Genomic DNA, 14,548 nt, shown 5'->3' with positions numbered 1-14,548 from the left:
GATCGGTGCGGGTCCGCCGCCCACCGGTGGACCCTCCTTGGGACTCGCAGACGAGTACGTCCAAGGGGGGCCCACACGGGGGCCGCGGCAAGGTACCGTCGATGAGAGAAGCACCAGGCTCCGTTGAAGGCCGGCGGATCCCAGGCGAAGGGGAAACACCTCGTGGCACGCATCGGTGACGGTGGAGACCTGCTGAAGTGCTCGTTCTGCGGAAAGAGCCAGAAGCAGGTGAAGAAGCTCATCGCAGGCCCGGGTGTGTACATCTGCGACGAGTGCATCGACCTCTGCAACGAGATCATCGAGGAGGAGCTCGCCGAGTCCTCCGAGGTGCGCTGGGAGGACCTGCCCAAGCCGCGGGAGATCTACGAGTTCCTGGAGAGCTACGTCGTCGGCCAGGAGCCGGCGAAGAAGGCCCTCTCGGTCGCGGTCTACAACCACTACAAGCGGGTCCAGGCGGGGGAGAGCGGGCGTCCCGGCCACGACGACGCCATCGAGCTGGCGAAGTCCAACATCCTGCTGCTCGGCCCCACCGGCTCCGGCAAGACCCTGCTGGCGCAGACGCTGGCCCGGATGCTGAACGTGCCGTTCGCCATCGCCGACGCCACCGCGCTGACCGAGGCGGGCTATGTCGGTGAGGACGTCGAGAACATCCTGCTGAAGCTGATCCAGGCGGCGGACTACGACGTCAAGAAGGCCGAGACCGGCATCATCTACATCGACGAGATCGACAAGGTCGCCCGCAAGAGCGAGAACCCGTCGATCACCCGCGATGTCTCCGGCGAGGGCGTCCAGCAGGCGCTGCTGAAGATCCTGGAGGGCACCACCGCGTCGGTGCCGCCGCAGGGCGGGCGGAAGCACCCGCACCAGGAGTTCATCCAGATCGACACCACCAACGTGCTCTTCATCGTGGGCGGCGCCTTCGCCGGCCTGGAGAAGATCATCGAGGCCCGGGCGGGCGCCAAGGGCATCGGCTTCGGCGCGACCATCCGCTCCAAGCGCGAGCTGAACATGGCGAACCAGTTCTCCGAGATCATGCCGGAGGACCTGGTGAAGTTCGGGATGATCCCGGAGTTCATCGGCCGCCTCCCGGTCATCACCAATGTGCACAACCTCGACCGCGAGGCACTGCTGCAGATCCTGGTCGAGCCGCGCAACGCGCTGGTGAAGCAGTATCAGAAGCTCTTCGAACTCGACGGCGTGGAGCTGGAGTTCGAGCGCGAGGCGCTGGAGGCCATCGCCGACCAGGCGATCTTGCGGCAGACCGGCGCCCGTGGCCTGCGCGCCATCATGGAAGAGGTACTGCAGTCGGTGATGTACGAGGTGCCGTCCCGCAAGGACGTGGCCCGTGTCGTCATCACCGCGGACGTGGTGCACTCCAACGTCAACCCGACGCTCGTACCGCGTGAGCCGCGGATCGTCGGCAAGGGCGAGCAGAAGAGCGCCTGACCCCAGGCCCGTCCGGCCCCGGGCCCACAGCCGGTGTACGGAGAAGGGGCGTCCGGTCCATCGCGGACCGGGCGCCCCTTCGCTGTGCCGTGCGGCGGTTACTTGATCTCCACCCGGGTGTCCTTGCGGACCTTCGCGAGCAGGTCCGCGGTGTCCTGGGCGGACAGGCCGGGGGTGCCGCCGATGGCGGCCGAGAGGTCGAGCGGCGTCACGGTGCCGACCGTGCTGTAGTCCGCCCACAGGCAGATGGTCACCTCGAACGCCTTCGGCGACTCGGAGTCGGTGACCTTCGCGGTCTGGCACTCCACCACCGCGTCGTCCGCCCCGGCCGGGTGCAACGTCTGGATGCCGCCGACCAGTTCGGTCTTGGAGCCGTCGCTGTCGTCCTTGGTGGCGCCGGCCCGGGCCTGCGCCATCATCCCGTCGGCGACCTTCTTCGGGTCCTTGATGGTGCCCCAGGCCCCGCTGAACGACAGCAGCTTTCCTGTCGTCTCCGACCCCTGCATGTAGCCGGCCTGCACCCGCTGCGGGTCGGACATGCCGAGCTTGGTGAGCAGCGCGACGTCATCGTCGTCGAAGCCGTCGTCGGACGCGTCCGCGTCACTGCTCTTCTTGTAGTCGGTCGCCACGGTCTCCGGCGTGGTCAGCTTGTACTTCTTGCCGTCGTTGGCGAGGCCGCCGCTGCCGCCGTCACCGCCGGTGGCGATCACCACGCCCACGACGACCGCGACCACCACGACGACGGCGCCCACGATGATCCCGATCCGCTTGCCCTTGCCGCCCTGCTGCTGCGGCGGCACCGGCGGCTGGCCGTAGCCGTAGCCGGGCTGCTGCCCGTACGCCGGCTGCTGCGGGGGTACCTGCCCGTACGGGCCCGGGGCCGGCGCCTGCGGTTGCGGGTAGCCGTAACCGGGCTGCGGCTGCGGCTGGCCCTGCGGCGGCTGCGGCTGACCGTAGCCGCCGGGCGCGCCGTAGCCGGGCTGCTGCGGCTGGCCGTAGCCGTCCCCCTGCGGCTGCTGCCCGTACGGGTTGGGCGGCGGCTGGTTGAAACTCATGGGTACGTCCCCTCCGTTAACGTGTGGGGACATCCTTGCCGATGACTTACCCCGTCTTTACGCCGGGGGAGCAACTGGTTCGTAACAGCCCGGTCCGCCCCCGTAGAATCGGTGTCGTGACCGACAACACTCAGCGCCCCGACCGCGGGCCGAACAGCACCCCCGACCTGCCGACGCAGTACGCACCGGCCGAGGTAGAGGGGCCGCTGTACGAGCGCTGGGTGGAGCGCGGGTACTTCGAGGCCGACGCCAAGAGCGAGAAGCCGCCGTACACCATCGTCATCCCGCCGCCGAACGTCACCGGCACGCTGCACCTCGGGCACGCCTTCCAGCACACGCTGATGGACGCGCTGACCCGCCGCAAGCGCATGCAGGGTTACGAGTCGCTCTGGCTGCCCGGCATGGACCACGCCGGCATCGCCACCCAGAACAAGGTCGAGCAGCAGCTCGGCGCCGAGGGCAAGTCCCGCCAGGACATCGGCCGGGAGGCGTTCGTCGAGCGGGTGTGGCAGTGGAAGGAAGAGTACGGCGGCCGGATCCTCGGCCAGATGCGCCGGCTCGGCGACGGCGTCGACTGGTCCAAGGAACGCTTCACGATGGACGAGGGCCTGTCCCGGGCCGTCATGACCATCTTCAAGAAGCTCTACGAGGACGGCCTGATCTACCGGGCCGAGCGGATCATCAACTGGTGTCCGCGCTGTCTGACCGCCATCTCCGACATCGAGGTGGAGTACCAGGACGACGACGGCGAACTGGTCTCGATCCGGTACGGCGACGGCGACGACTCGGTCGTCGTGGCGACCACCCGCGCCGAGACGATGCTCGGTGACACCGCGGTCGCCGTCCATCCGGACGACGAGCGCTACCGGCACCTGGTCGGCAGGCAGATCGCACTGCCGCTCACCGACCGCACCATCCCGGTGGTCGCGGACGCCCATGTGGACCCGGAGTTCGGCACCGGCGCGGTCAAGGTCACCCCGGCCCACGACCCCAACGACTTCGCGATCGGGCAGCGGCACGGCCTGGAGTCCATCACGGTGATGGACGAGCGCGCGGTCATCACCGTGCACGGGCCGTTCCAGGGCCTGGACCGCTTCGAGGCGCGCTCGGCGATTGTCGGGGCGCTGCGCGAAGAGGGCCGGATCGTCGCCGAGAAGCGCCCGTACGTCCACTCGGTCGGCCACTGCTCGCGCTGCCACACCACCGTCGAACCGCGGCTGTCGCTGCAGTGGTGGGTCAAGGTCGCGCCGCTGGCGAAGGCCGCGGGCGACGCGGTGCGCGACGGCCGGGTGACGATCCACCCGCCGGAGATGGCCAAGCGGTACTTCGACTGGGTCGACAACATGCACGACTGGACGATCTCGCGCCAGTTGTGGTGGGGCCACCGCATCCCGGTCTGGTACGGGCCGAACGGCGAGGAGCTCTGCCTCGGCCCGGACGACCCGGCTCCCACGGGCGAGGGCTGGACCCAGGAGTCCGACGTCCTGGACACCTGGTTCTCCTCGGCGCTGTGGCCCTTCTCCACCCTCGGCTGGCCGGACCGGACACCCGAACTGGAGAAGTTCTACCCGACCGATGTGCTGCTCACCGGCCACGACATCATCTTCTTCTGGGTCGCCCGGATGATGATGTTCGGCCTGTACGCGATGGACGACGTGCCGCCGTTCCACACCATCGCGCTCACCGGCCTGGTCCGGGACGAGCACGGCAAGAAGATGTCCAAGTCCAACCCCAACTCGGTCGACCCGCTGGACTGGATGGACGCCTACGGCTCCGACGCCGTCCGCTTCACCCTGGCCTCCGGCGCCAACCCGGGCGCGGACGTGCCGATCGGCGAGGACTGGGTCAAGGCGTCCCGCAACTTCGCCAACAAGATCTGGAACGCCACCCGGTTCGCGCTGATGAACGGTGCCAGCGTTCAAGGGCCGCTGCCGGCCGCGGCCGAACTCGCCCCGGCCGACCGGTGGATCCTGTCCCGGCTGAACACCGTGGTCGCCGAAGTCGACGCGTACTACGACGACTTCCAGTTCGCGAAGCTCAGCGACGCGCTCTACCACTTCGCGTGGGACGAGGTCTTCGACTGGTACGTCGAGCTCTCCAAGACCACCTTCATCAAGGGCGGACCGGCAGCGCGGGTCTCCGGCCGGGTGCTCGGCGAGGTGCTCGACGTGATGCTGCGGCTGCTGCACCCGGTGGTGCCCTTCGTCACCGAGACGCTGTGGACCACCCTCACCGGCGGGGAGACCCTGGTGCTCGCCGACTGGCCGAAGGACAGCGGCTTCCGTGATGCCGCGGCCGAGGCGGAGATCGCCGAGGTGCAGCGGGTGGTCACCGAGGTCCGCCGGTTCCGCTCCGACCAGGGCCTCCAGCCGGGCCAGCGGGTCCCGGCCCTGCTGACGCTGGACGGCAGCCTGCTGGCGCCGCACGAGGACGCCATCCGGCAGCTGCTGCGGCTCCAGCCGGCCGCCGAGGGTTTCCACGCCACCGCGACGCTGCCGGTGGCCGGGGTGACGGTGGCGCTCGACCTGTCCGGCACCATCGACGTGGCGGCCGAGCGCAAGCGGCTCAGCAAGGACCTCGGCCTGGCCGAGAAGGAGAAGGAGCAGGCGGAGCGGAAGCTCGGCAACGAAGGGTTCCTGGCCAAGGCGCCGGAGCCGGTCGTGGCGGGGATCCGCACCCGGCTGGCGGCGGCCGAGGCGGACATCGCCAGGATCGGCGCGCAGCTGGCGGCGCTGCCCGAGGCGTGAGCCGCTCCTGAGGGCCCCCTGGGCCCGGGCCCTGGGCCCGGGCCCGCATCCGTAGACTGGACGACGTGAGCAACCCCCCCAGCGACGATCGTTACGACGACGACTTCCCGGACGACACCTTCGGCGGCGATCCCGCCGACCGTGCCTCCGAGGAGATCGACTACGACGCCGCCCACCAGGCCGGTCACGACGACGGTACCGACGGGTACGACGGTGCCGACGACGACGGTGCCGACGGTACCGACGGGACGGTCCGCGAGGCGGACATGGCCGTCATCGAGGCCGGCAGCCGTACGCTGCGGGCCACCGTCGCCCCGCCGGCGCCCGAGGACGACGTGCCGGGCCGGCCCACCGACCCCGAGGTCGACCGGGAACTGCGGGCCGTCGAGGAGGAGCTCTTCGGCCGCTGGCCCGAGACGAAGATGGAGCCCTCACTCGTCCGGATCAGCGCGCTGATGGACCTGCTGGGCGACCCGCAGCGCGCGTACCCGGCGATCCACATCACCGGCACCAACGGCAAGACCAGCACCGCCCGGATGATCGAGCGGCTGCTGCTCGCCTTCGAACTGCGCACCGGCCGCTACACCAGCCCGCATGTCCAGTCGGTCACCGAGCGGATCAGCCTGGACGGCACCCCGATCAGCGCCGAGCGCTTCATCGAGACCTACCGCGACCTCCAGCCGTACATCGGTCTGGTGGACGACGGCCAACCGCACCGGCTCTCCTTCTTCGAGGTGATCACGGCGATGGCCTACGCGGCCTTCGCGGACGCCCCGGTGGACGTCGCCGTCGTCGAGGTCGGGCTCGGCGGCTCCTGGGACGCCACCAATGTGGTGGACGGCCAGGTCGCCGTGGTCACCCCGATCTCGCTCGACCACACCGACCGGCTCGGCGGCACCACCGCCGAGATCGCGGCCGAGAAGGCCGGCATCGTCAAGAAGGACGCCACCGCGGTCTTCGCCCAGCAGCCCGCCGACGCGGCGAAGGTCCTGCTGGAGCGGTCCGCCCAGGTGGGCGCCACGGTGGCCCGCGAGGGCATGGAGTTCGGCGTGGTGCGGCGCGAGGTCGCGGTCGGCGGCCAGATGCTGACCCTGCGCGGGCTCGGCGGCGTGTACGAGCAGGTGTTCCTGCCGCTGCACGGTGAGCACCAGGCGCACAACGCGGTCCTCGCGCTGGCCGCCGTCGAGGCGTTCTTCGGCATCGGCCGTGAGCACGAGCGCACCCTCGACGTGGACACCGTCCGCGCCGCCTTCGCCAGTGTCACCTCACCGGGCCGGCTCGAAGTGGTCCGCCGCAGCCCCACCGTGGTGCTGGACGCCGCCCACAACCCGGGCGGCGCGCAGGCCACCGCGGCCGCCATCGGCGAGGTCTTCGGCTTCACCCATCTGGTGGGCGTGGTCGGCCCCAGCGGTGACAAGGACGTACGCGGCCTGCTGGAGGCGTTCGAACCGGTCCTCGCCGAGGTCGTCGTCACCAGCAACTCCACCCCCCGTTCGATGGACGTGGACACGCTGGCCGCCCTGGCCGTCGAGGTCTTCGGCACCGACCGGGTGCAGGTCGAACCGCGGCTCGACGACGCGCTGGAGGCGGCCATCACGCTCGCCGAGGACGAGGGCGAGTACGCCGGGGCCGGGGTACTGGTCACCGGCTCCGTGGTCACCGTCGGAGAGGCCCGGCTGCTGCTGGGCCGGCGAAGGAGCGGCAAGTGAAGGAGGGCGGACCATGCGGACGCTGTGTTCGAGCACGCTGATCGGGGAGTTCTTCGTCATCGGGTTCGCCGGGCTGGTCGCGATGAAGCACCCCGACCTGTCCCAGGGCACGGTCTGGACGGTCTGCGGCATCGCGATGGCGCTGTGCGTCCTGCTGTGCGGGGCGGTCACCCGGCCGGGTGCGCTGGCCGTCGGCTGGGCGCTGCAGATCGGCCTGATCGCCAGCGGCTTCGTGGTCGGTACGATGTTCATCCTCGGTGTCATCTTCGCCGCGCTGTGGTGGGCGTCCATCCACTACGGCCGCAAGATCGACGAGATCAGGGCCCGCCATACGGCGACAGCGGCCTGACGGTTAGGCTCGCCCCACACCCGCATCCGCACTCGCACATCCGCACGTGTCTTACGCCATCAGGAGCCGTATCGTGTCCCAGCGCACCCTCGTCCTTCTCAAGCCGGACGCCGTTCGCCGCGGTCTGATCGGTGAACTGGTCAGCCGTATCGAGCGGAAGGCCGGCTGGACGATCAGCGCGCTGGAACTGCGGGTCCTGGACCGCCCGCTGCTGGAACAGCACTACGCCGAGCACGTGGGCCGCCCGTTCTACGAGCCGCTGGTGGAGTTCATGGCGTCAGGGCCGGCGGTGGCGCTGGTCGTCGAGGGCGAGCGGGTGGTCGAGGGGGTACGCGCGCTGGCCGGCCCGACCGATCCGATCGTCGCCGCGCCCGGCTCGATCCGGGGCGACTTCGGGACCATCGTGCGGGAGAATCTGGTGCACGCCTCCGACTCCGCGGAATCCGCGGAACGGGAGATCAAGCTGTTCTTCCCCGGTCTGGCGTAACGGAACCAAACACACCGACACAGCGTCACCCTTACTGAGGTCCGCTGTGTGTTCTGATGACAATGGCGTCGGAACCCCGACACCGCGCTGCGCACAGCGCGACTACGATGGAACCTCCGCCCCACGCTCGGGAAGGCCAGACGTATCCACATGGCGAACAACATGTCGTTCATCGGCCGTGATATGGCTGTCGACCTCGGGACCGCCAACACGCTGGTGTACGTCAGGGGCCGCGGGATCGTTCTGAACGAGCCGTCCGTCGTGGCGGTCAACACCAACACCGGCGGCATCCTGGCGGTCGGCTCCGAGGCCAAGAAGATGATCGGCCGCACCCCCGGCAACATCGTGGCGGTACGGCCCCTGAAGGACGGCGTGATCGCCGACTTCGAGATCACCGAGCGCATGCTGCGCTACTTCATCCTCAAGATCCACCGCCGCCGCTACATGGTCCGCCCGCGGGTCGTGGTCTGCGTGCCCTCGGGCATCACCGGTGTGGAGCGCCGTGCCGTCATCGAGGCCGCCACCCAGGCCGGCGCCCGTACCGTGCACATCATCGAGGAGCCGATGGCGGCCGCGATCGGCGCCGGGCTCCCGGTGCACGAGGCCACCGGCAACATGGTGGTCGACATCGGCGGCGGCACCACCGAGGTCGCGGTCATCAGCCTCGGCGGCATCGTCACCGCCCAGTCCATCCGGGTGGCCGGCGACGAGCTGGACAACGCGATCATCCAGCACATCAAGAAGGAGTACAGCCTGCTGCTCGGCGAACGTACCGCCGAACAGATCAAGCTGACCATCGGCTCCGCCTTCGACTCCAGGCCGGAGCAGGAGGAGCACACCGAGATCCGTGGCCGCGACCTGGTCAGCGGCCTGCCCAAGACCGTGGTCATCTCGGCGGGCGAGGTCCGCAAGGCCATCGAGGAACCCGTCAACGCGATCGTGGACGCGGTGAAGACCACCCTGGACAAGTGCCCGCCGGAGCTCTCCGGCGACATCATGGACCGCGGCATCGTGCTGGCCGGCGGCGGCGCGCTGCTGCGCGGCCTGGACGAGCGGCTGCGCCATGAGACGGGCATGCCGATCCACATCGCAGAATCACCGTTGGACTGCGTGGCGCTCGGCGCCGGCAAGTGCGTTGAAGAGTTCGAGGCGCTCCAGCAGGTCCTCGACGCCGCGCCCCGCAGATGAACCGGCCGGGCCGGCCGCCGCGCGCACCCCACCGCCACGCCCGCCGGCCGTACCCCGCACACTAGTTCCGACCGGCCGCGGCCCCCAGCGGCGGCGGGTCCGATGAGGAAGGCACGGACTGGCGCCCGTGAGGGACACAAAGGAGAGCCGGCTGCTGCTGGTACTGCTGGTGGTGGTGGCGTTCGCGCTGATCACCATGGACATCCGGGGCGGTGAGAACTCGCCCCTGGACCGGCCCCGGCAGGCGGCGCAGTCCGTCTTCGGGCCGGTGGAGAAGAGTGTGGCCGGCGCGGTGGACCCGGTGGGCAACGCCATAGACGCGGTACGCGACTCCGGCGACCGCAGTGGCACCATCAGCCGGCTGGAACGCGAGAACGAGACCCTCAAGCAGCAGCTCGGCAGCAAGGACATCACCCGGAACCGGGCCGCGGAACTCGACAAGATGCTCAAGACGGCCGGCGCGGGCCAGTACACCATCAAGGGCGCGCAGATCATCGCCATAGGGGCGGCCCAGGGCTTCTCCTGGACCGTCACCATCGACGCCGGCAGCAACGACGGCATCGCCCGCGACATGACCGTCATCAACGGCGACGGACTCGTCGGCCGGGTCACCACCGTGGGCCCGTCCACCGCCACCGTGCTGCTCGCCAACGACCCGGACTTCACCGTCGGCACCCGGCTGGAGAAGTCGATGGAGCTGGGCTTCGCCACCGGCCAGGGCAACCGGCCGATGCGGGTGCAACTGCTCAACGGCAAGGCCAATGTGCACGACGGCGACCGGCTGGTCACCTTCGGCTCGGAGGCCGGCAAGCCGTTCGTGGCGGGCGTACCGGTCGGCAGGATCATCAGCGTCGACCCGTCCGGCGGCAACCTCACCAAGACCGTGCAGGTCCAGCCGTTCGTCAGCTTCACCAAGCTGGACATCGTCGGCGTCGTGGTGGTGGGCCCGCGCACCGACCCGCGCGACAGCGTGCTGCCGCCGCGGCCGGCCACGTCGGCCAAGGCCAAACCCAAGCCCAGGACCACCCCCTCGGGCACCCCCTCCGGTGGCGCCACCCCGAGTGACACCCCGTCCGGCGGTGCCACCCCGGACGACAGCGTGCAGAACTACAACGTGACACTCGGCGACGAACCCACCCCGACCACCACCAGCGGGGGCTGACCCATGCGCCTCAAACGGATCGTGCTCTCCACCGTCCTGGTGGTCATCGCCATGGTCGCCCAGGTCAGCGTGCTGGCCCGGCTGCACCTGCCGGGCGCGGTGCCCGACCTGCTGCTGCTGACCGTGCTCGGCCTCGCCCTCGCCTACGGCCATGTGGGCGGCTGCCTGGTCGGGTTCTTCGCCGGCCTGCTCGCCGACATCGCACCCCCCGCGGACCACGCGGTCGGCCGCTACGCCCTGGTGCTGTGCGTGATCGGCTACCTGGCCGGCCTCGCCAAACCGGACCACGGCCAACTGCGCAGCGCCGCCGGGCCGATGATGGTGGTCATCTGCGCCGCCATCGGCACCACCCTGCTCTACGCCGGTGTCGGCGGCCTGGTCGGCGACCAGGCGGGCGCCCATGTCGGTCTGGTGAAGCTGGTCTTCACCGCCGCCCTGTACGACCTGCTGCTCGCCCCCTTCGTCGTCCCCCTGGTGCTGGCGCTGGCCCGCCGCTTCGACAACGACCCGCTCGCCGAGGACCCGGCCGGTTTCGGCGGCCTGGGCGGCGGCATGGGCGGCCTCGGCCGCGGCCGGAACCGTATGAAGACCGCCAAGAGCGGACTCGCCCCACAGCGCGGCCTGTTCGGACGCGCCGGGAAGATGGTCAAGTTCACCTCACCGGCCAGGGGAGCGCGGCGCTAGATGAGCAACATCCCGGACACCGGCAGGAACACCCGGGTCACCATCCGCCTGGTCATCCTGCAGATCCTCGCGGTCTCCCTGCTGCTGACCCTCGGCGGCCGGCTGTGGTACCTGCAGATCCGCAACGGCCAGGAGTACGACCAGAAGGCCGCGAGCAACCACATCCAGCAGGTCGTCACCCCCGCCGTCCGCGGCGCCATCCTCGACGACCGCGGTGTGCCGCTCGCCGACAACGAGACCCGCCTGGTGGTCTCGGCCAGCCGTACCGACCTGCTCAAGCAGGCCGACGACGGCAAGGCCGTCCTCACCCGGCTGGCCGGCGTGCTCGGCATGGACACCCAGGAAGTGCTCGACAAGGTACGGCTCTGCGACGCCCGCACACCGAAGCCGTGCTGGAACGGTTCGCCGTACCAGCCGATCCCGATCACCGACGATGCCACCACCCAGCAGGCGCTGCAGATCATGGAGCGGCGCGAGGACTTCCCCGGCATCACCGCGGAACCCACCGCCGTACGCCGCTACCCGGCACCGGACAAGGCCAACACCGCGCAGGTGCTCGGCTACCTCTCGCCGGTCACCGACGCCGAGCTGACCGCGTCGGAGAAGACCTCCACCCCGCTGCTGCGCTCCGACCAGATCGGCCGCTCCGGCCTGGAGAGCACCTACGACGCGCAGCTGCGCGGCAAGGCCGGCGTCACCAACTACGAGGTGGACAACCTCGGCCGGGTCATCGGCAAGGCGGGCGACACCCCGGCGACCCCCGGCGACACGCTGGTCACCAGCATCGACGCCAAGGTGCAGGCGGTCACCGAGAAGCAGCTCGACAACGCGATGAAGGAAGCCCGCAAGACCTTCGACACCATCACCGGCGAGAACTACAAGGCCGACTCGGGTGCGGCCGTGGTGATGGACAACCACACCGGTCAGGTCATCGCCATGGCGAGCGAGCCGACCTACGACCCCAACGCCTGGGTCGGCGGCATCTCCGCCAAGGACTACAAGCAGCTCACCGAGAAGTCCTCCAACTACCCGCTGCTCAACCGGGCGATCCAGGGCCAGTCCGCCCCCGGCTCCACCTTCAAGGTGGTCTCCACCTCGGCCGCGGTCAACGCCGGCTACCCGATGGACGGCGGCTACCCCTGCACCTCGTCGATGACCATCGGCTCGCAGCTCTTCAAGAACTTCGAGGGCGAGAGCTTCGGCGACATCTCGCTCGGCCGCGCCCTGGAGGTCTCCTGCGACACCGTCTTCTACGGCATCGCGTACAAGGAGTGGCTGAAGGACGGCGGCACCGACCCGAAGCACCCCAAGGACTTCTTCTACAAGACCGCCCACCAGTTCGGGCTCGGCGCCAAGACCGGCGTCGACCTGCCCGGCGAGGTCACCGGCCGGGTCCCGGACCGGGAGTGGAAGCAGCAGTACTACGACGCCAACAAGGACTACTGGTGCAAGGTCAAGAAGACCGCCAAGAAGTCCGACCAGTCGCTGGCCACCAACATCGCCCGGGAGAACTGCACCGACGGCTACGTGCTGCGCGCCGGTGACTCCGTCAACTACGCGATCGGCCAGGGCGACACGCTCGTCACCCCGATCCAGATGGCCCGGATCTACGCGGCGCTCGGCAACGGCGGCACGCTCTACCAGCCGACCATAGGGAAGGCCGTGGTGAGCCCCGACGGCAAGACGGTCACCCCGATCAAGCCGAAGGTCGTCGGCAAGCTGCCGGACAACGCGCAGACCATCAAGGACATCGACAAGGCCACCGCGGGCGTGGTCACCGACGGTACCGCCAACTGGAAGTTCCTCAACTGGCCGCAGGACAAGATCACCCTGCACGCCAAGACCGGTACCGCCGAGGTCTCCGGCAAGCAGACGACCTCCTGGCTGACCACGTACACCAAGGACTACACGATCGTGATGACGATCTCGCAGGCCGGTACGGGTTCCGGCGGCGCCGGTACCGCGGTCCGCCGGATCTACGAGGCCATGTACGGCATCCAGAAGGACGGCACCCAGATCGACCCGAAGAACGGCATCATGCCCAAGCCGGTCACCGCGCTGCCGAAGATCTCCGCGGACGGCGCGGTCGTCCAGGCCGCGTACACCGGCCCCGGCACGGTGCTGACCGCCGGTGACGGCCCGCAGCCCGCGGGGTACACCGGACCGGCGCTCGCCGCCCTCACCCCGACCAGCACCGAGCGGCTGCTCTACGGCAGGAAGTCCTGGACATGAGCGCCCCTACGTATGCCGTCCGGCGGTTCAGCCCGGAGAAGTCCACCCTCGGCAAGATCTTCGCCCGGGACTCGGTGTTCCGCCGGATGGACTGGGTGCTGCTCTTCGCCACGCTGCTGCTCTGCGCGATCGGCACCCTGCTGGTCTACTCGGCGACCCGTAACCGCACCAACCTCACCCACGGCGACCAGTACTACTTCCTGCTCCGCCATGTGATGAACGCCGGGATCGGCGCGGGCCTGGCGATCGGCGCGATGGCCATAGGGCACCACCGCATGCGGACCATCGTGCCGTTCTTCTACGCGCTGTCGATCCTCGGCATCCTCGCGGTGCTCAGCCCGCTCGGCTCCACCGTCAACGGCGCGCACTCCTGGATCGTGATCGGCGGCGGCTTCTCGCTCCAGCCGTCGGAGTTCGTCAAGGTCGCGATCATCATCGGCATGGCGATGGTGCTCTCCGCCCGGGTCGACGCCGGCGACAACCTCCACCCCGACCACCGCACGGTGCTCCAGTCGCTCGCGCTGGCCGCGCTGCCCGTGGTGATCATCATGATGATGCCGGACCTCGGCTCGGTGATGGTGCTCGCCGCGATCGTGCTCGGCGTGCTGCTCGCCTCCGGCGCGTCCGCCCGCTGGGTCTTCGGCCTGATCGTCACCGGGGTCGTCGGCGCGGTGCTGGTCTGGCAGCTCGGCATCCTGGACAAGTACCAGATCGACCGGTTCGCCGCGTTCGCCAACCCGGCGCTCGACCCGGCCGGTGTCGGCTACAACACCAGCCAGGCCCGGATCGCCATCGGCTCCGGCGGGCTCCTCGGCAAGGGGCTCTTCCACGGCAGCCAGACCACCGGGCAGTTCGTCCCCGAGCAGCAGACGGACTTCGTCTTCTCGGTGGCCGGCGAGGAACTCGGCTTCGTCGGCGCGGTCGTCATCGTCAGCCTCGTCGGCGTGATCCTCTGGCGCGCCTGCTCGATCGCCCGCAACGCGACGGACCTCTACGGCACGATCGTGGCGGCCGGCATCGTGGCGTGGTTCGCCTTCCAGTCCTTCGAGAACATCGGCATGACCCTGGGGATCATGCCGGTGGCGGGCATCCCCCTGCCCTTTGTCTCCTACGGCGGATCATCGATGTTCGCCAATTTCATCGCCATAGGGCTCCTGCAGTCGGTAAAGATGCAGCGGCCCATGTCAGCCTGACGCTGCGGAGTGGCTCCGCCCGGTGACCGGGTACGGCAGCGACTGCTCCTCTGGCCCGGTGGCGGGGTGCGGCGGGAGTTCCTCGCTCCCCTTCTGCGGAGTGGCTCCGCCCCGTCAGGGGCGCGGGGAACTGCGCGCTCAGCCGGCCACCGGCCGGTGGTTTGGGGGCGGCAGTGACTGCCCCTCTGGTCCGGTGGCGGGGTGCGGTGTCGTTGTGGCTGGTCGCGCAGTTCCTCGCGCCCCTTGGGGGGTTGGGGTTCTGCGGAGTGGCTCGCGGCCCCGTTGGGGGCGCGGGG

The 14,548-nt window shown here is 69.7% G+C and carries 11 protein-coding genes; 10 read left to right on the top strand and 1 reads right to left on the bottom strand.

What is annotated here, in order from left to right; all coding sequences use genetic code 11:
* Nucleotides 1-162 precede the first annotated feature (162 nt).
* Nucleotides 163-1,446, top strand: coding sequence for an ATP-dependent Clp protease ATP-binding subunit ClpX (gene clpX, locus OG552_RS11850; protein WP_329132030.1), 1,284 nt, complete (start codon nt 163-165; stop codon nt 1,444-1,446).
* A 98-nt stretch (nt 1,447-1,544) separates the two neighbouring features.
* Here the strand turns inward: clpX and OG552_RS11845 are convergent, their stop codons facing one another.
* Entirely contained in the window at nt 1,545-2,501 is a 957-nt protein-coding gene (locus tag OG552_RS11845) for a hypothetical protein (RefSeq protein WP_329132028.1), read from the bottom strand.
* Between the two features lie 116 nt (nt 2,502-2,617).
* Between OG552_RS11845 and OG552_RS11840 the strand changes: the two genes are divergently transcribed.
* From OG552_RS11840 to rodA, 9 genes are all read left to right on the top strand, one after another.
* The gene (locus OG552_RS11840; protein WP_329132026.1) at nt 2,618-5,248 is read left to right on the top strand and encodes a valine--tRNA ligase; all 2,631 of its coding nucleotides are present in this window, start codon (nt 2,618-2,620) and stop codon (nt 5,246-5,248) included.
* Nucleotides 5,249-5,313: 65 nt separating this feature from the next.
* The gene (folC, locus tag OG552_RS11835; RefSeq protein ID WP_329132023.1) at nt 5,314-6,957 is read left to right on the top strand and encodes a bifunctional tetrahydrofolate synthase/dihydrofolate synthase; all 1,644 of its coding nucleotides are present in this window, start codon (nt 5,314-5,316) and stop codon (nt 6,955-6,957) included.
* A 13-nt stretch (nt 6,958-6,970) separates the two neighbouring features.
* The gene (locus OG552_RS11830) at nt 6,971-7,306 is read left to right on the top strand and encodes a DUF4233 domain-containing protein (protein WP_329132020.1); all 336 of its coding nucleotides are present in this window, start codon (nt 6,971-6,973) and stop codon (nt 7,304-7,306) included.
* 73 nt (nt 7,307-7,379) lie between these two features.
* On the top strand, nt 7,380-7,793 hold the full coding sequence (gene ndk / locus OG552_RS11825; RefSeq protein ID WP_329132018.1) for a nucleoside-diphosphate kinase: 414 nt from the start codon (nt 7,380-7,382) through the stop codon (nt 7,791-7,793).
* 162 nt (nt 7,794-7,955) lie between these two features.
* A complete protein-coding gene (locus OG552_RS11820; protein ID WP_329140742.1) occupies nt 7,956-8,981 on the top strand; it encodes a rod shape-determining protein in 1,026 nt (341 codons plus the stop codon).
* 127 nt (nt 8,982-9,108) lie between these two features.
* Nucleotides 9,109-10,143 (top strand): rod shape-determining protein MreC, encoded by a 1,035-nt coding sequence (gene mreC / locus OG552_RS11815; RefSeq protein WP_329132016.1) that lies wholly within the window; start codon nt 9,109-9,111, stop codon nt 10,141-10,143.
* Between the two features lie 3 nt (nt 10,144-10,146).
* Nucleotides 10,147-10,827: a rod shape-determining protein MreD gene (mreD, locus tag OG552_RS11810; RefSeq protein ID WP_329132014.1), complete on the top strand. Its 681-nt coding sequence runs from the start codon at nt 10,147-10,149 to the stop codon at nt 10,825-10,827.
* The gene (mrdA, locus tag OG552_RS11805; RefSeq protein ID WP_329132012.1) at nt 10,828-13,059 is read left to right on the top strand and encodes a penicillin-binding protein 2; all 2,232 of its coding nucleotides are present in this window, start codon (nt 10,828-10,830) and stop codon (nt 13,057-13,059) included.
* Nucleotides 13,056-14,252: a rod shape-determining protein RodA gene (rodA, locus tag OG552_RS11800; protein WP_329132009.1), complete on the top strand. Its 1,197-nt coding sequence runs from the start codon at nt 13,056-13,058 to the stop codon at nt 14,250-14,252. Before mrdA ends, rodA begins: the two co-directional genes overlap by 4 nt.
* Nucleotides 14,253-14,548 lie beyond the last annotated feature (296 nt).

The sequence above is a fragment of the Streptomyces sp. NBC_01476 genome, from assembly GCF_036227265.1.
GTDB lineage: Bacteria > Actinomycetota > Actinomycetes > Streptomycetales > Streptomycetaceae > Actinacidiphila.
Note: the sequence above shows the minus strand (reverse complement) of the source record. Positions and strands in the feature narration are given on the sequence as shown.

What these genes read in the sequence shown, in the direction of transcription:
- OG552_RS11845 (WP_329132028.1), bottom strand. Translation starts at nt 2,501, where the DNA reads ATGAGTTTCAACCAGCCGCCGCCCAACCCGTACGGGCAGCAGCCGCAG.
- OG552_RS11830 (WP_329132020.1), top strand. Translation starts at nt 6,971, where the DNA reads ATGCGGACGCTGTGTTCGAGCACGCTGATCGGGGAGTTCTTCGTCATC.
- mreD (WP_329132014.1), top strand. Translation starts at nt 10,147, where the DNA reads ATGCGCCTCAAACGGATCGTGCTCTCCACCGTCCTGGTGGTCATCGCC.
- mrdA (WP_329132012.1), top strand. Translation starts at nt 10,828, where the DNA reads ATGAGCAACATCCCGGACACCGGCAGGAACACCCGGGTCACCATCCGC.
- rodA (WP_329132009.1), top strand. Translation starts at nt 13,056, where the DNA reads ATGAGCGCCCCTACGTATGCCGTCCGGCGGTTCAGCCCGGAGAAGTCC.
- OG552_RS11820 (WP_329140742.1), top strand. Translation starts at nt 7,956, where the DNA reads ATGTCGTTCATCGGCCGTGATATGGCTGTCGACCTCGGGACCGCCAAC.